This window comes from Cellulomonas sp. JH27-2, assembly GCF_014837175.1.
Taxonomy (GTDB): Bacteria; Actinomycetota; Actinomycetes; order Actinomycetales; family Cellulomonadaceae; genus Cellulomonas.
Genome location: NZ_JACYFR010000005.1, coordinates 268,005 through 283,876 on the forward strand (window position 1 = coordinate 268,005; position 15,872 = coordinate 283,876).

The following is a 15,872-nucleotide window of genomic DNA, read 5'->3' on the forward strand; positions in this document are numbered from 1 at the left end:
GCGCCCGGGAGCACCGAGCCGATCCGGGGACACGACGTCCGTCCACGGGCCACGGCGTCACGTCGACGGGCGCCGGGGGCCGTCCTCGTGGGGGCGTAGAGCCGCCCGTCGCGTGTCCCCCCTGCGGGCACGCGACGGGCGGCGGACGAGTCCGCAAGGGTGCGCGTCAGTCCACGGCGAGCGCCGCGACGGGCGACGTGCGTGCCGCGCGACGGGCGGGGAGGACCGAGGCGAGCAGCCCCGCGGCCACGGCGACCACGATCACGACCAGCAGGTCCACCCACGGCACGGCCAGGTGCAGCGAGCCGAACGACCCGAAGACGATCGCCGACCCGGCCCACCCGTACAGCAGACCCAGGCCCGCACCGAGCAGGCCACCCACACCGGCGATGAGCATCCCCTCGATGCCCAGCGACAGGCGCAGCTGCCGACGTGACAGCCCGATGGCGCGCAGGGTGGCCGACTCCCGGCGCCGCTCCAGCACGGACAGCGACAGCGTGTTCGCCACCCCGATCAGCGCGATCAGCACGGCCACCCCCAGCAGCCCGACGACGATGGCGAGGAGCTGGTCGATGACCTGCTCATACCCTTCCCGCTCGGCTCCGTTGCTCTGGACGTACACGTCCGAGCCGACGACCTGGCGGACGTCGTCGAGCACGCTCGCCGCGCTCGCGCCGGGTGCGATCCGGACCCACATGGTCGTCGCGGGGGCGTCCGGGGCGAGGGCGTCCAACGTCTTCCGGGTGACGATCGCGGGCTGCGCCGCGGTCTGCACGGGGGAGTGGACGCGCTCGAGCGTCAGGCCCCGCCCGCCCGCCGGCAGGCCCGCGACGGTGGCCGTGACCTCGATGCCGCCCGTGCCCTCGGGGACGTCGTCCGACGTCAGGATCACGTCGACGGTGAGGTCACGCACGACGGTGTCGTCGCGGAGCACGGCGCGTGCCCGCGCCGGGTCGATGCCCACCACGTCGCGCTGGGACCCGTCCCCGCCGACGAGGACCGCCTCGGTCAGCTCGGCCGCGTCGGCGACCCCGTCGACGGCGAGCACCTCGTCGAGAGTGTCCGCCGGGAGCGGGTCCGGGCGGAAGTTCTGACCGTCGTCGGTGCTCTTCCCTGTGGTGGAAGTCAGCTGCATGTCGACGTAGTAGTGCTGGTCCAGGCCCTCCGAGACAGAGGCACGGGCGCTCGCGGCGCCGGTGGTCATCATCGAGACGAGCGTGACGCCGATGAGCAGCGCGGCGCTGGTCGCGGCCGTGCGGCGCGGGTTGCGCACGGAGTTGGCCGCGGCGAGCCGGGCGCTGGTGCCTGTGCCGGTGATCGTCCGGCCGACGACGTCGACGACGCGCGGCACCCAGAAGACGGCTCCGAGCAGGACGCCGACGAAGGACGCCGCGCCGGCCAGGATGCCGAGTCCGAGGCCGAGCAGGGGACTGACGTGGGCCGCAGCGATCGCGCCGAGCAGCCCGACCAGGCCGCCCACTGTCAGCACGAGGGAGAGCACGAGCCGCACGGTGCCTGCGATCGACCGGACGGGAGCGGTGTCGAGTGGGCGCAGCGCTGCGACCGGCGCGACGCGCGTCGCGGCACGGGCCGGGACCAGCGAGGCGACGACGGTCACGAGGGTCCCGACGACGAGCGGCACGAGGACCGTCGCGGCGGCGACGTGGATGGTGGCGGGGAGCGCGCCGCCGACGTCGGCCCCGTCGAGCGCCCAGAGCGCGCCCTGCGCCACGAGTGCGCCGCCGACGATGCCGACCACGGACGAGCCCACCCCGAGGATCGTCGCCTCGAGCACCACCGACCCGCGCAGCTGCGATCGTCGGGCGCCGACACAGCGCAGCAGGGCGAGCGTGCGGGTGCGCTGGGCGACGAGGACCTGGAAGGTGTTCGAGATGACGAGCCCGGCGACCAGGAGCGCGACGGCCGCGAAGCCGAGGACCAGCATGACGACGAAGTCGGTGCCGTCGTCGGAGAGCTGCTTGACGGCGTCGTCGGCCGCCTGTTGCTTGGTCTGCGCGACCGTGTCGTCAGGGAGCCGCGGTGCGAGCGCGTCGATCGTGGCGTGCGGGTCCGTGCTGGCCGCGAGGACGACCTGCGTGCCGAGCGGGTCACCGTTGTTCCAGCGCAGCAGGTCCGCGCTGGTCGCGGTGCCCACGCCTCCGAGCTGCGTCCACGCGCCCGAGGGGTCGGACACGATGCCCGAGACGGTGACCTGCTGGAACTGGTCGGTCCCGCCTCCGGCCGGCATGTAGGTGACCTGCACCCGGTCGCCGACGCCGACGTCCAACCGGTCTGCGGTCTCGGGGGGGAGGGTGAGCTCGCCGGCGTGGGCGAGGGAGCCCTCGGTCGGCTCCAACGTGTCGAAGCCCGCCACGGGGGACTGCGCCACCAGCGCGAGCGCCTCGCTGCGCGTGCCCGCGGACAGCTGCACGTAGCCCAGCTCGAGCGGCGCGGCGGCGGCGACGCCGGGGGCCGTGCGGACCAGGGCGAGGGAGTCGTCCGCACCCGGCCCGCTCACCACGACGTCCGCGTCGCCGTACCGCGCGGTGAGAGCGTCGGTGGTGGTGCGGGAGAAGACGTCACCCGCGATGAGGGTGGCTGTGACGAAGGCCGTTCCGATCGCGATCGCGATGCCGGCCGCCGCCAGGCGACCCAGGCTGCGCCGCATCTGGGCGAGCGTGACGCGCAGCATCAGGCACCCACCACCGAGTCGAGGGCCCGCAGCGCGTCCAGCCCGGACAGCACGGACTCCGGCGTCGGGTCGACGATCTCGCCGGCGATCCGACCGTCGGCCAGCAGCACGACACGGTCGGCGTAGGCCGCGGCCGCAGGGTCGTGCGTGACCATGATGATCGTGCGGCCCAGCTCGCGCACCGAGCGGCGCAGGAAGCTCAGGACCTCGGCGCCCGAGCGCGAGTCCAGGTTGCCGGTCGGCTCGTCGGCGAACACGACCTCCGGCTCGGCGATGAGCGCGCGGGCGATGGCGACGCGCTGCTGCTGGCCGCCGGACAGCTCGCTGGGGCGGTGGTCGAGGCGCGCCCCGAGGCCGAGCGTGTCGACGAGGGTGTCGAACCACCGCTCGTCGGCCTTGGCGCCCGCGAGGTCCAGCGGCAGCAGGATGTTCTCCTTCGCCGTGAACATGGGCAGCAGGTTGAAGGACTGGAAGACGAAGCCGACGCGGTCGCGGCGCAGCTGGGTCAAGGCGTCGTCGCCGAGCGCCGTGATGTCCGTGTCGCCCAGCAGGACGCGACCGGCGCTGGCCTGGTCGAGCCCGGCCAGCACGTGCATGAGCGTCGACTTGCCCGAGCCCGACGGGCCCATGATCGCGGTGAACGCGCCGGCCGCGAAGTCGACGTCGACGCCGTCGAGCGCGCGGACCGCGGCCGCCCCCGTGCCGTAGACCTTGGACAGCCCGCGGGCGCTGGAGGCGGGAGTGGGTGACGTGGTTTCCATGCCGACGACGCTAGGTGCCGGCTGTGCGGTGCGGCATCGGGCGGCGGTCGGGTCGTCGCGCGGACCACGTCATCCCGTGGGTGGACTCAGCCGCCGTCCCCAGGGCGGACCAGGCCGGTCTCGTACGCGATGACGACGGCCTGCACCCGGTCGCGTGCGCCCAGCTTGGCCAGGATGCGGCCCACGTGCGTCTTGACGGTGGCCTCGGCGACGAACAGCTCGCGGCCGATCTCCGTGTTGGACCGACCGCGCGCCATCAGCACGAACACCTCGCGCTCGCGGTCGGTCAGCTCGGCCACGGCCTGCTGGGCGGGTCCGGTGCTGCCCGCGGCCGCGTCGGCCGGCAGCGCCGTGACCAGGTGCTCCAGGAGCCGGCGTGTGCTGGAGGGGGCGATGACGGCGTCGCCGGCGTGCACGGTGCGGATGGCCGCGAGCATCTCCTCGGGCGGGGCGTCCTTGAGCAGGAACCCGCTCGCACCCGCGCGGATGGCCGCCAGGACGTACTCGTCCAGGTCGAACGTGGTCAGCACGATCACGCGCGGGGCGGGCCGCTCGGCGGTCCCGGCGGCCGTGATCTGTGCCGTCGCCTCGAGCCCGTCCATCGTGGGCATGCGCACGTCCATGAGCACGACGTCGACGGCGCTCGTCGGGCCCGTCAGCGTCCGCACGGCCTGGGCGCCGTCGCCCGCCTCGGCGACCACCGAGAGGTCCGGCTGCGAGTCGATGACCATGCGGAATCCCGCACGCACCAGCTGCTGGTCGTCGACCAGCGCCACCCGGATCTGGTTCACGCGTTCTCCTGCTCGTTGCGAAGGGGGGTCGGGGGTGTGGGCACCGGTGACGACAGGACGGGTTCGCCGGTGGTCGGGACCACCGCGCGCACGCGGAAGCCCCCTCCCGGTCGGGGGCCGGCGACGACGCTTCCGCCGAACATCGTGGCGCGTTCGGCCATGCCGCGCAGGCCCTGCCCGAGCCCGTCGCTGCCGGCGGCGGCGCCGCGCCCGTCGTCGGTGACCTCCACCGTGATGCTCTCGGGTCGCCACTGGACCATGACCGTCACGGTCGGGTCGGGGCCGGCGTGCTTGAGCACGTTGGTGAGCGCCTCCTGCGCGATCCGGTAGACCGTCAGTCCCACGCCCGGCGGGAGCGTGCGGGCGGTGCCCATCCGCACCATCGAGACGCGGACGCCGGACGCGCGGACCTGTTCGACCAGCGTGTCGAGGTCGTCGGCCGCCGGTTGTGGCGTGGTGGCACCGACCGGTGGGGCACCGGCGGATCGCGGCTCGTCGCGCAGCACACCCAGGAGCCGACGCATGTCCGTGAGCGCGGCCCGGCCCGTCTCGGCGATCGTGCCGAGTGCACGGGTGGCGGCCGGCGGGTCGGCGGCCGCCGCGTACCGACCGCCGTCCGCCTGCGCGATCATCACGGTCAGCGAGTGCGCGACGATGTCGTGCATCTCCCGGGCGATGCGTGCTCGCTCCGCCGCGGTGGCGAGGCGCGCCTGCTGGTCGCGCTCCGTCTCGAGCCGTTCCGCGCGGTCGACGAGCGCCTCGATCGTCTCCCTCCGCGACCTGCGCACCAGGCCGAACGCCCATGCAGCCAGGCACAGCACGAACGCGAACGTGCCGAACGCTGCGGCCGTCGGCAGGTCCACGTCGTGGCGGGCCAGGAGCGCGGTCAGGAGCAGCGATCCCACGATCGCGCCGGCCATGGCGACCCGGTGCGCCCACCGCGGTCCGTGCACCGTGACCGAGTAGAGCGACACGAGCACGGCGAGGTCGGCCGGCAGGCTGACGGGTGTCACGGCGACCATCTGCAGCAGCGCCACGGTGTACACGAGGACGACGGACGTCGTCGGGCGCACCCGTCGCAGCGCCAGGGGGGCGATGAGGAAGATGCTGAGCAGGGCACCGGTGCGCTGCGAGTCGTCGCCCCACGCGCCGAACAGGACCGCGGTCGTCGACCCCACGAGCGTGGTCATCGGGACGACGACGACGATGAGCGCGAGCGCCGCCGCGCAGTCGACGACCAGGCGGTGGCGCTCCTCCCACGCCAGCAGGCGGTCCCAGGTGCTCACCCCCCGAGGGTAGGCGTGGCCGGTCGCGTCGTCGTCGGACCCCGGGATGAACCGGGCCGTCCGCGCGTCCGTCCGCGGGTGGGCACGCCGCTGCGCCGTGCCTCTAGCGGGACAGACATATCCATGACCTAACATGAGCGAATGACCCTGGTGCTGCTGGCGGAGGACGACCCCGCGATTGCCGAGCCTTTGGCCCGCGCGCTCGGACGTGAAGGTTATGACGTCCGCGTGCAAGGAACGGGTCAAGGTGCGATCGACGGGGCTGCGGCCGCGGACCTCGTCGTGCTCGACCTGGGGCTGCCGGACATGGACGGCCTCGACGTGGCGCGTGCCATCCGCAACCAGGGCCTGACGACCCCGGTGCTCGTGCTCACGGCCCGCGCCGACGAGGTCGACCTGGTCGTCGGCCTCGACGCCGGCGCCGACGACTACGTCACCAAGCCCTTCCGCCTGGCCGAGCTGCTCGCCCGCGTGCGGGCGCTCCTGCGCCGCACGGTGGGGGAACCGTCCGACGAGGACGAGGTGCACGCCCAGAACGTCCGCGTGGACGTCGCCGCGCACCGCGCCTTCCAGGGTGAGCGCGAGCTGCACCTGACGGCCAAGGAGTTCGAGCTCCTGCGTGCGCTCGTCGGCGCCGCGGGATCGGTCGTCTCGCGCGACGCGCTCATGCGCGACGTGTGGGACTCGGACCCCACGGGCTCCACCAAGACCCTCGACATGCACGTGTCGTGGCTGCGCCGCAAGCTCGGCGACGACGCCAACGCCCCGCGATACGTGACCACCGTGCGCGGCATGGGCTTCCGCTTCGAGACCGGGTCGGCCGCGCCCGAGCGAGCCTGACGTTGCGTCGTCGCGTCCTGCAGGCGACGATCGCGGCCGTCACGGTCGCCGTCGTGCTGCTCGGCTTCCCGCTCGCGTTCCTCGGCGCCCAGCTGGTGCGCGAGAACGAGATGCAGGCGCTGCAGACACGTGCGCAGAGCGCCGCTCGTTCGGTCGACTTCCGCCTCGACCAGCACGTGCCGCTGTCCGACCGCATGCTCGAGCCCTACACGGGCGCCGACGACGAGGACATCGACGCCTCGGTCGTCATGCGTGCCCCGGACGGGCAGGTCTACCACGCGGGTGACCGGATCCACGGCCGCTCGCTGTCGGTGACGGCCACCTCCGTGTCCGGTGCGACCGTCCTGCTCTACGTGTCGTGGTGGGACGTGTTCTGGCTCAGCCTGCGGGTGATCGCCCTGGTGGTCGCCGCGGCGATCGTCGCGTTCGCGGCCGGTATCGCGATGGCGATCTGGCAGGCCAACCGGCTCGCGGCGCCGCTGGTGTACCTGGCCGCGTCGGCCGAGCAACTGGGGTCGGGTCAGGTGCGCCCGCAGCTCGAGGCGTCGGGCGTCGAGGAGATCGACCTGGTGGCCGCCGAGCTGGCGCGCAGCGCGGACCGCATGGCCGCTCGTCTGGCCGCCGAGCGGCAGTTCGCCGCCGACGCCTCGCACCAGCTCCGCACGCCGCTCACGGCGCTGTCGATGCGGCTCGAGGAGATCATGCTCGCCACGGACTCCGACGAGATCCGCGAGGAGGGCCGCATCTCGCTCGAGCAGGTGGAACGCCTGGTCCGGGTCGTCGACGACCTGCTCATGGCGTCCCGACGCAGCCAGGGCGGCACCACCGAGGCCGTGGACCTCATGGAGGTCGTGCACCAGCAGGAGGAGGAGTGGGCGCCCACGTTCGAGGCGGCCGGACGCCGGCTCGCGATCGCCGTGGAGCCCACGACGCACGTGCTCGCGACCCCGGGCGCGCTCGCCCAGGTGCTCGCGACGCTCATCGAGAACTCGCTCAAGCACGGCGCGGGGACGACGACGGTGCGGTCCCGCCCGGGCGGCCCGTCGGGCATGGTCGTGGTCGAGGTGGCCGACGAGGGCGCGGGGGTGCCCGACGACATCGCCGGACGGATCTTCGAGCGCGAGGTGACCTCCGGAGCGGGGACCGGCCTCGGTCTGGCGCTCGCCCGCGACCTGGCCGCCGCCGACGGTGGTCGCCTGGAGCTCGCCCAGCGTCGACCCGCCGTGTTCGCCCTGTTCCTGGCCGGCCTGCCGGCCTCGATGCGGCCCGACGTGGTCCTGCCTCTCGGCGCCGTGGTCACGGGACGGCGGGGGCGCGGCCGCCCGCGGTGATCGTCGGGCGCGTGCGGACCGACCGCGCGGCCCGCGAAACCTGGCCGAACACCGGGAGAACGCGTGCCGAACTCCGGCGATCCGGACGCACGCATCCTCTAGCGTGGGTATCGACCAGCACCGCCTGACCTCGGGGAGCCACGTTGTACCGCCTGACGCCCAGCACGCAGAGCTACGCCTGGGGCTCGACGACGGCCATCCAGGACATCCTGCGCACGCTCCCGGACGGGCAGCCGCTTGCGGAGGCCTGGTTCGGCGCCCACCCCAGCGCACCCGCGCAGGTGGACGACGGGCGCTCGCTCGACAAGCTCATCGCGGAGGACCCGAAGCACGCGCTCGGTGCCGGCGCTGCGGCGCGGTTCGGTGAGCACCTGCCCTACCTGCTCAAGCTCATCGCGGCCGACGCCCCGCTGTCGTTGCAGGTGCACCCGGACCGCAAGCGCGCCCAGGCGGGCTTCAACGCCGAGAACGCGCACAAGGTCCCGCTGACCTCGCCCGAGCGCAGCTACAAGGACCCCAACCACAAGCCCGAGCTGGTCTACGCGCTCACCCGGTTCGACGCGATGGTGGGCTTCCGGGCCCCTCGTCGGGCGGCGGAGCTCCTGGACGGTCTCGACGTCCCGCTGGCCGCGCGGCTGAGCAAGATCCTGACGGCCGACCCGACACCGGCGGGTGTGCGGACCGCGTTCTCGTCGTTGTTGTCGAAGGACACCCGCCCGGGCAAGAAGGACGTCGCCCGGTTCGCTGCCGCGTGCGCACGCCGGCTCGAGGACGGGTCCCCGTCGCCGCGCACCGACCGGACGGTCATGCGGCTGGCCGCGGCCTACCCGGGCGACCCGGGTGCGGTGACGTCCGTGCTGCTCAACCCGGTGACGCTGCGTCCCGGCGAGGCGCTGTTCGTGCCCGCCCGCACGGTCCACGCCTACCTCAGCGGCGCGGCCGTCGAGATCATGGCGAACTCCGACAACGTGCTGCGGGCGGGGCTCACCACCAAGCACGTCGACACCGCGGAGCTGCTGTCCACGCTCGACACGGTCGCGGCGCCGCCCATCCGCATCGCCCCGGAGCGCGTCTTCACCTCTACCGAGATCTACTACGCGCCGGTGGACGACTTCGAGCTGTCCGTCACGCGGTTGACGGACGAGGGCACGGCGCGCATCCCCGGCCGCGGGCCCCGGGTGCTGCTGTGCATCGAGGGCGAGGTCGAGGTGCACGGCGAGCACGACGGCACGCTCGTCCTGCAGCGCGGCCAGGCGGCGTTCGCGCCGGCCGCGGACGGCCCGCTGACCGCCCGCGGCGACGGGGTGCTCGTCCAGGCGGACGTGCCCTGATCGACCGGGCACATCCGCCCGGCCGCGTCAGGGCAGGTAGTAGTTGGGGTTCGGCAGCTTGAACGTGCGGTCCGCGTACCCGCCCTTGAGGTCGCTGTACTGGTCGCCGAAGCTCGCGACGATGTCGTAGCCGAGCGACTCGATGTGCGCACGGGTGGCCGACTTGTAGTGGATGGTCGTGCAGGAGCCGTTGGGGTCCTCGGCGCACGCGGCCTTGAGGTAGTCCGGGTAGTCGGCGACAGCGGGCTTGGTGAACAGGCCGTCCTCGCCGTCGCTCAGCGTGGTCGGGGCGGGGTAGCCCGCGTCGACACCCACGCCGTCGGCGGTCAGGTTGCCGAGCGTCGCGGCCTCCTGCGCGGCGGGGCGGCCGGTCAGGAAGACGATCGCGTACCCGGCCTTGGCGGCCTTCGTCGCCATCTCGACCATGCCGGGGGTGGCGGGGAAGCGCTGGTCGGTGACGAACTGCGCGTTCGTCGTCGGGTTGTACGCCCAGTTGCTCGCCAGCTCGTAGTTCCACGTCGTCAGCGTCGTGTCGTCGACGTCCATGACGATCGCCTTGGTCTTCTTCGTGCCCTTCGTCGACCCGTGCTTCTGGCCACGCGGGTCCTGGACGGCGGCGAGCCAGCGCGTGCCGGCCTTGGCGACGCCGCTCGCCTCCTTCGCGTAGCTCCCGTCGGGTGCGAACGTCCCGGTGCCCAGCGGGTCGCCGTAGTAGTTGCGGATCTGCTGGCGCAGGACGTCGATGTTGGTGACCTGGTCGGCATGGCGCGGGGTCGAGGTCTTGATCGCCGGCTGGGCGGTGGCCGCGTAGGCGACGCCGCCGCCGACGAGGGTGACGGCGAGGGCGGCCGTGACGAGGGTGGTGCGCCGCGAGAGGCGGCGGGTGCGCAGGCTCATCTCATCTGCTCCTTGGGGGGAGGAATCGGACGCACGCCACGCTAGCCCCGGGCACCGGTTCCGGCGCGACGGGACGGCTCAGTGCGCGAGCGTCCTGCCCGGCCGCCCCGTGAACACCCACTTCTTGTAGCCGACGTACCGCAGCACCGTCCCGATCGCGATGCCCAGCACGGTCGACACGTTGTCCTCCGTCTGCGACGTCAGGTCCAGCGTGTAGTGCGAGAACGCGAGCGTCAGGATCGGGATGACCGCGCAGGCCACGTTGATGACCGCGAAGACGAACAGCTCGCGACCGCGCTGCGGCGTCGCCTGCGCCGCGAACGTCCAGTGCCGGTTGCCGAGCCAGCTCACGAGCGTCGCGGCCGCCACCGAGATGACCTTGGCGGTGATCGGCTTCGCCTCGAGCACGTGCCCCGGACCGAACCGCAGCAGGTTGAACAGGCCCAGGTCGACGACGAACGCCACGCCGCCCACCGACAGGAAGCGCGCGATCTCGAGCGCCCGCGCCCGTGCGACGACCCACGTGGCCGCGGCCGGCGGTGCGGGGGGACGAGCGCCGAGGTCGGCTTCGTCGGTCTCGTTCACGCGTGCTCCTGTCCCGGGGTGCCCCGCTGCGAGGCGTCCCGCGAGGATAGCGCCGGATGCTGGGCGCGCAGGCGCCTGTGCCACCTTGCTCGATTAGGCTCCGGTCCCGTGAGTGCTCCCGTGGTGGCCGTGGTCGGTGGTGGGCAGCTGGCCCGCATGATGGCGCCGGCGGCGACCGCGCTGGGGGTCCACCTGCGGGTGCTGGTGGAGAGCGACACGTCGTCGGCTGCGCAGGTCGTCGTCGACGCGCCCGTGGGCGGTGCCGCGGACCGGGACGCCGTGGCCGCGATCGCCGTCGGGGCGGACGTGCTGACGTTCGAGCACGAGCACGTGCCGTACGACCTGCTCGACGAGCTCGCCGCGGAGGGTGTCGCCGTGCATCCCGGCACCGCGGCCCTGCTGCACGCGCAGGACAAGATCGTCATGCGCCGCAGGCTGACCGACCTGGGCGTGCCGTGCCCGGTGTGGACCGAGCTGCCCGACGTCGCCGCGCTGCAGGCCTTCCTGGCCGAGCACGGCGAGGCCGTCGTCAAGACGTCCCGCGGCGGCTACGACGGCAAGGGCGTGCGCGTCGTGCGCGCGGCTGACGAGGTCCTCGACTGGTTTGCCGCGGCCGACGACGGCGGCGCGCCGCTGCTCGCCGAGCAGAAGGTGCCGTTCGCCCGCGAGCTCGCCGTTCTCGTCGCACGCCGGCCGTCGGGCGAGCTGCGCACGTGGCCCGTCGTGGAGTCGATCCAGCGTGACGGCGTGTGCTCGGAGGTCGTCGCGCCCGCGCCCGACCTGGACCCGGCCGTGGCCGCGCAGGCCCTGGACGTCGCGACGCGCGTCGCCGAGGGGCTGGGCGTCACCGGCGTGCTCGCGGTCGAGCTGTTCGAGGTCGACGGCGGCGTCGTCGTGAACGAGCTCGCGATGCGCCCGCACAACTCCGGTCACTGGACCATCGACGGCGCCGTGACCAGCCAGTTCGAGCAGCACCTGCGTGCCGTCCTGGACCTGCCGCTGGGTGACACGTCGGCCCGTGCACCCTGGACGGTGATGGCGAACGTCCTCGGCAGCACGCACGACGACCTCACGGACGCCCTGGCCGACGTGCTGGCGTCCGACCCGGGCGCGAAGGTGCAGCTCTACGGCAAGGACGTCCGTCCCGGCCGCAAGCTCGGGCACGTGAACGTCAGCGGTGACGACCTGGCCGACGTCCGCCGACGTGCTCTCGCAGCGGCCGCGATCCTGCGCGGCGACGCCTGACGCCCTGGTAGGTCAGGAGGGCACAGCCGTCGCGAGCCCGGCCGCCGTGGACGCAGCAGCCATGCGGGCGTCGTAGGTCGCGACCGTGAGCGAGCCTGGCGCCAGCGCGTCGAGCTCCAGCGCGCTCGCCACGTGGAGTGCGTCGAGCGTGCGCAGCGTGACCGCCGTCGACCCCACGAGCGCGGCGCGTCTCCGGACGGCGGACGTGATCTCGAGCCGCACGACGCCGCGGAGCAGCTCCTCGCCGAGAACCACCGGCACCCTGCGGCGCGTCAGCGTGAGGGCCAGCTCGACCTCGGCGAGGACCGAGGTGAGCAGCGGTCCGGGCCGCTCGTCGAGCCAGCGCTCGAGCGCCGCCGACTCGGGCTCCTCGACCACCAGCTTCGCCAGTGCGCTCGTGTCGAGATAGATCACGGGCGATCTGCCCGCAGGTCCTCGAGGATCTCGGTCGTGGTCGGGCCTGCCTCGGGGACGACCCGGGCGGGTCGGACGGCACTCGGGTCCGCCGGGAGCGCCCAGCCCGCCGCGACCAGGTCGGCCAGCACGTCGGGCTGGACCGGGACGATGCGCGCCACCGGGTGCCCGTTCCGGGTCACCTCGACCGTCTGCCCGCTCGCGACGACCGCGAGCACGCCCGCGGTGTCATGGCTGAGCCGACGCACCGTCGTCCTCTCCATCGCGCGACCGTACCACGGGTGTACCACAGGCGATGATGGGCTCGCCCCCTACGGTTGTGCGGACGGACGGAGAGTGTCGATGGCTGCAGGTGCCCTGGTCGGGATCGTCATGGGGTCGGACTCCGACTGGCCCGTGATGCAGGCGGCTGCCGACGCGCTGGCGGAGTTCGACGTGCCCGTCGAGGTCGACGTCGTCTCCGCGCACCGCCAGCCCGACAAGATGGTCGAGTACGGCCGGACGGCCGCCGACCGCGGGCTGCACGCGATCGTCGCGGGCGCCGGCGGTGCCGCGCACCTGCCCGGCATGCTCGCCTCCGTCACCACGCTGCCCGTCATCGGCGTCCCGGTCCCGCTGGCGTACCTCGACGGCATGGACTCGCTGCTGTCGATCGTGCAGATGCCCGCGGGAGTGCCGGTCGCGACCGTCTCCGTGGGCGGGGCGCGCAACGCGGGGCTGCTCGCGGTGCGCATCCTCGCGTCGGGGACCGACGAGTCGTCGGCCCGCTTGCGTGCCGCGATGAGCGCGTTCCAGGACGGGCTGCGCGCGCAGGCCGACGCCAAGGGCGAGCGCCTGCGCGGCCAGGTCGGTGGCCGGTCGGGCATCGGCTTCCAGGCGTGACGCCCGGACCCGCTCAGGAGGGCAGGCCTCCCACCTTGCCGGCCTCGAGGCTGCCGTCGGCGATGTCCTCGAAGAACTTCGGGGTCTTCTTCGGGTCGAGCTGGACCGTGGAGCCGACGCCGCCGGGGCGGTAGTCGAGGTCCTTGATCGGGGGCGTCCCCGTGATGCCGCCGTCGCCGTTGGCCGCCTTGAAGGCCAGGGCCATCTTGGCCAGGTCCACCATGCCCATGTCCTCGTCGACCGTCAGCGCGCCCGTGGCGGCGTCGATCAGACCCACCTGCTGCGACGGGTGGAAGACCAGCGACTTCGGATCGACCTTGCCCATGATCGCGGAGACGAGCTGGCGCTGGCGCTGGGCGCGGCCGATGTCGCCCTGCGGGTCGGACTTGCGCATGCGCGCGAACGCGAGCGCCTTCTTGCCGCCCACCTCGTGGCAGCCGGCCTTCCAGCTCAGGTGCGAGTCCTTGTCCTTGACCGTCTTGTCGTAGCAGAGCCGCACCCCGCCGACGCCGTCGACGACGTCCTTGACGCCCGCCATGCCGATCTCCGCGTAGTGGTCGATCGTCATGCCGGACAGCTTCTCGACCGTCTCGACGAGCAGCGGCGCGCCGCCCCACGCGAACGCGGCGTTGAGCTTGCCGTGGCCGTGGCCGGGGATGGCGACGTACGTGTCGCGGGGGAGCGAGATCAGGGCCGTCGGGCCGTTGTCCGGGACGTGCAGCAGCAGGATCGTGTCGGTGCGCGCACCGACCGTCCCGTCGTCCTTCACGCCACCGTCGGCGCGGGAGTCGGAGCCGGTGAGCAGGTAGGTGGTGCCGGGCGTTCCCGTCGCGCCCGAGAGCGCGTCGGTGTGCTGGATCTTGCCGTTCGCCCACATGACGAGCCCGATCGGCCACGCCAGCATCGCGATCAGCAGCACCGCGACGATGCCGATGACCAGCGCCTTGCGGGAGCGACGCTTCCTGCCCGGTGCCTGCCCCTCGCCCTGAGCCTCGGGGGTGCCGTGCGGCGGGGTGCCCGATCCGCCCGGGCGCGTGCTCGCGCCGGTGGGGTTGTGGCCGGTCGTGTGCCCGCTCGTCGAGCGAGGACCGGACGCGGCGGTGCGCGGGGCGGCCGTGGCCGCGCGCGGGGTGCCCGCCGAGGAACGCGGCGGGACGCTGGCCGGTGCCGGGCGCGCGGCACGGTCGTCGGGTGCCGCCGGGCGTGCCGCGGCGCGGGGTGCGGGGCGGGGCGCGGCCGGGCGCGCGGACGCGCCTCGGGGGGTGACGGGCATGATGCGCGTCTCGGGCTGCTCACCCACGACGACGGGCTCGGCGGCGTCCTGCGCGGGCCGTGAGACCCGGGCGCCGGGTGCGAAGCTGGGCGGAGCGGCTGGGCGACGCGGTTGGTCGGGGCTCATGCGTCTCCCGTTCAGGACGTCTTGCAGACGGCCGTCGTGTCCTCGAGCGTGAAGCTCTCCTTGCCGGGCTGCTTGGTCGTCGCCGGGGTCGGGGTCGCCTTGGGCGTGGCCTTGGTCGTCTCGCTGGTGGACGAGGACGGGCTCGACGACGCGGTCGACGACGGCTCGGGCGTGGCCGCCTTCTTGCCGTCCAACGGCTCGTCGTTGGCCATCCGGTCCCAGATCACCGCAGCCTCCGACGTCCACTGCACACGGTTGTGGTCGGCCGGGTAGGCGCCCCACGGAATCGTCATGAACGTGATGTTGCCACCTCGGATGTTCCTCATCGAGTAGGCGAGGCCGGCCATGTCGGTGACGGACAGACCCTTGTCGGTCGTGACGGAGCTCGTCGCGGCGCCCAGCAGGCTCAGCAGCTCGCCTGCGTCTGTCATGACGTTCTTGTGCAGGATCGACTTCACCATGGCGGCGATGAGCTCCTGCTGGTGGCCGATGCGGTTGGTGTCGGACCCGTCGCCGACGCCCGCGCCCTTGCGCGCACGGGCGAACCCGAGGGCCTGCTTGCCGTTGAGCGTCTGGTAGCCGGCCGTCAGCTTGAGCTTGGCGTCCTTCGACGTCATGTCGTTCGGGATGCACATCGGCACCCCTCCCAGCGCGTTGACCATCTTCTCGAAGCCCTCGAAGTCGACGACGACGGAGTGGTCGATGTGCACGCCGGTATTCTTCTCGACGGTCTTCCACGTGCAGGCCGTCGCGGAGGCGACGTCACCGCCCTGGTCGTAGCCGAACGCGAACGCGGAGTTGAACATGCCGAACGTCGCGCCGGTGTGCTTGCCGTTGGTCAGCTTGCACGACGGGATGTCGACCATCGAGTCACGCGGGATCGAGACCGCGTCCACGCGCGAGCGGTCCGCGGAGACGTGCAGGACGATCGTCGTGTCCGAGCGCATGCCCCCGATGTGGCCGCCGATCGACTCGTTGTCGTCGCCCTCACGCGAGTCCGAGCCCAGCAGCAGGATGTTGACGTCCTGCCCGGCGTTCGGGTCGTTCGGGTCGGCGGACTTGGTGGGGCGCGGCTCGTCGGCCACCAGGTTGCCGACGTCGATGTGCGACACGTTCCCGTTGATGCGCGCGTAGGTCGCTGCGGCACCCCCGACACCGAACGCCAGGAGCGCGACGACGGCGAGGGACGTGCCTCGCACGATGCGGCGGGTGGCGTGGTGGGTGTGGCGCGAGTGGCGCGCGGTGCTGAGGCGCGCCGTAGCGGCGTGGCGAACTGTCACGTCGGAGATCCTAGGGACGGGTTTCGCGCCACGCGCGGACTGCTGGGTGAGGTGCGGTGGAGGATCTGTGCAGATCAGCGCACAGGTGCCGCGAAGCGGACGATCCGCTCCGGTAACCGTGGATGGGTATGGTGCTGG

The 15,872-nt window shown here is 73.1% G+C and carries 15 protein-coding genes; 5 read left to right on the forward strand and 10 right to left on the reverse strand.

The genetic code is table 11. From position 1 onward, the window contains the following. Window positions 1-166 precede the first annotated feature (166 nt). The 4 genes from IC607_RS15700 to IC607_RS15715 form a co-directional block, all read right to left on the reverse strand. The gene (locus IC607_RS15700) at window positions 167-2,692 is read right to left on the reverse strand and encodes an ABC transporter permease (protein ID WP_191788339.1); all 2,526 of its coding nucleotides are present in this window, start codon (window positions 2,690-2,692) and stop codon (window positions 167-169) included. Then, window positions 2,692-3,453 (reverse strand): ABC transporter ATP-binding protein, encoded by a 762-nt coding sequence (locus tag IC607_RS15705; protein ID WP_191788340.1) that lies wholly within the window; start codon window positions 3,451-3,453, stop codon window positions 2,692-2,694. Before IC607_RS15705 ends, IC607_RS15700 begins: the two co-directional genes overlap by 1 nt. An 86-nt stretch (window positions 3,454-3,539) precedes the next feature. Then, window positions 3,540-4,244, reverse strand: coding sequence for a response regulator (locus tag IC607_RS15710; RefSeq protein ID WP_370526310.1), 705 nt, complete (start codon window positions 4,242-4,244; stop codon window positions 3,540-3,542). Continuing rightward, window positions 4,241-5,530 (reverse strand): histidine kinase, encoded by a 1,290-nt coding sequence (locus IC607_RS15715; protein WP_191788341.1) that lies wholly within the window; start codon window positions 5,528-5,530, stop codon window positions 4,241-4,243. Before IC607_RS15715 ends, IC607_RS15710 begins: the two co-directional genes overlap by 4 nt. 141 nt (window positions 5,531-5,671) lie before the next feature. On the opposite strand from IC607_RS15715, the gene IC607_RS15720 reads away from it, so the two are divergent. From IC607_RS15720 to manA, 3 genes are all read left to right on the forward strand, one after another. Continuing rightward, window positions 5,672-6,370 (forward strand): response regulator transcription factor, encoded by a 699-nt coding sequence (locus IC607_RS15720; RefSeq protein ID WP_191788342.1) that lies wholly within the window; start codon window positions 5,672-5,674, stop codon window positions 6,368-6,370. A 2-nt stretch (window positions 6,371-6,372) separates the two neighbouring features. Continuing rightward, window positions 6,373-7,701: an ATP-binding protein gene (locus tag IC607_RS15725; RefSeq protein ID WP_191788343.1), complete on the forward strand. Its 1,329-nt coding sequence runs from the start codon at window positions 6,373-6,375 to the stop codon at window positions 7,699-7,701. Window positions 7,702-7,844: 143 nt separating this feature from the next. Continuing rightward, complete coding sequence (gene manA, locus IC607_RS15730) at window positions 7,845-9,032, forward strand: mannose-6-phosphate isomerase, class I (RefSeq protein WP_191788344.1); 1,188 nt, start codon at window positions 7,845-7,847, stop codon at window positions 9,030-9,032. A 27-nt stretch (window positions 9,033-9,059) separates the two neighbouring features. Here the strand turns inward: manA and IC607_RS15735 are convergent, their stop codons facing one another. Both IC607_RS15735 and IC607_RS15740 read right to left on the reverse strand, forming a co-directional pair. Beyond that, a complete protein-coding gene (locus IC607_RS15735; RefSeq protein ID WP_191788345.1) occupies window positions 9,060-9,929 on the reverse strand; it encodes an HAD family acid phosphatase in 870 nt (289 codons plus the stop codon). A 78-nt stretch (window positions 9,930-10,007) separates the two neighbouring features. Next, window positions 10,008-10,514, reverse strand: coding sequence for a GtrA family protein (locus tag IC607_RS15740; RefSeq protein WP_191788346.1), 507 nt, complete (start codon window positions 10,512-10,514; stop codon window positions 10,008-10,010). Between the two features lie 108 nt (window positions 10,515-10,622). On the opposite strand from IC607_RS15740, the gene IC607_RS15745 reads away from it, so the two are divergent. Continuing rightward, on the forward strand, window positions 10,623-11,759 hold the full coding sequence (locus IC607_RS15745; protein ID WP_191788347.1) for a 5-(carboxyamino)imidazole ribonucleotide synthase: 1,137 nt from the start codon (window positions 10,623-10,625) through the stop codon (window positions 11,757-11,759). Between the two features lie 12 nt (window positions 11,760-11,771). Here the strand turns inward: IC607_RS15745 and IC607_RS15750 are convergent, their stop codons facing one another. Continuing rightward, the gene (locus tag IC607_RS15750) at window positions 11,772-12,173 is read right to left on the reverse strand and encodes a type II toxin-antitoxin system VapC family toxin (RefSeq protein WP_191788348.1); all 402 of its coding nucleotides are present in this window, start codon (window positions 12,171-12,173) and stop codon (window positions 11,772-11,774) included. Then, window positions 12,170-12,436, reverse strand: a complete 267-nt coding sequence (locus IC607_RS15755; RefSeq protein ID WP_191788349.1) for a type II toxin-antitoxin system Phd/YefM family antitoxin — start codon at window positions 12,434-12,436, stop codon at window positions 12,170-12,172. Before IC607_RS15755 ends, IC607_RS15750 begins: the two co-directional genes overlap by 4 nt. A 79-nt stretch (window positions 12,437-12,515) precedes the next feature. Between IC607_RS15755 and purE the strand changes: the two genes are divergently transcribed. Next, the gene (purE, locus tag IC607_RS15760; protein WP_191788350.1) at window positions 12,516-13,055 is read left to right on the forward strand and encodes a 5-(carboxyamino)imidazole ribonucleotide mutase; all 540 of its coding nucleotides are present in this window, start codon (window positions 12,516-12,518) and stop codon (window positions 13,053-13,055) included. 13 nt (window positions 13,056-13,068) lie between these two features. On the opposite strand, the gene IC607_RS15765 is transcribed toward purE, so the two are convergent. Continuing rightward, window positions 13,069-14,454 carry an LCP family protein gene (locus tag IC607_RS15765; protein WP_191788351.1) on the reverse strand — a complete coding sequence of 462 codons (1,386 nt, stop codon included), beginning with the start codon at window positions 14,452-14,454 and terminating at the stop codon, window positions 13,069-13,071. Between the two features lie 11 nt (window positions 14,455-14,465). Continuing rightward, window positions 14,466-15,734, reverse strand: a complete 1,269-nt coding sequence (locus IC607_RS15770; RefSeq protein ID WP_191788352.1) for an LCP family protein — start codon at window positions 15,732-15,734, stop codon at window positions 14,466-14,468. Window positions 15,735-15,872: the final 138 nt, after the last annotated feature.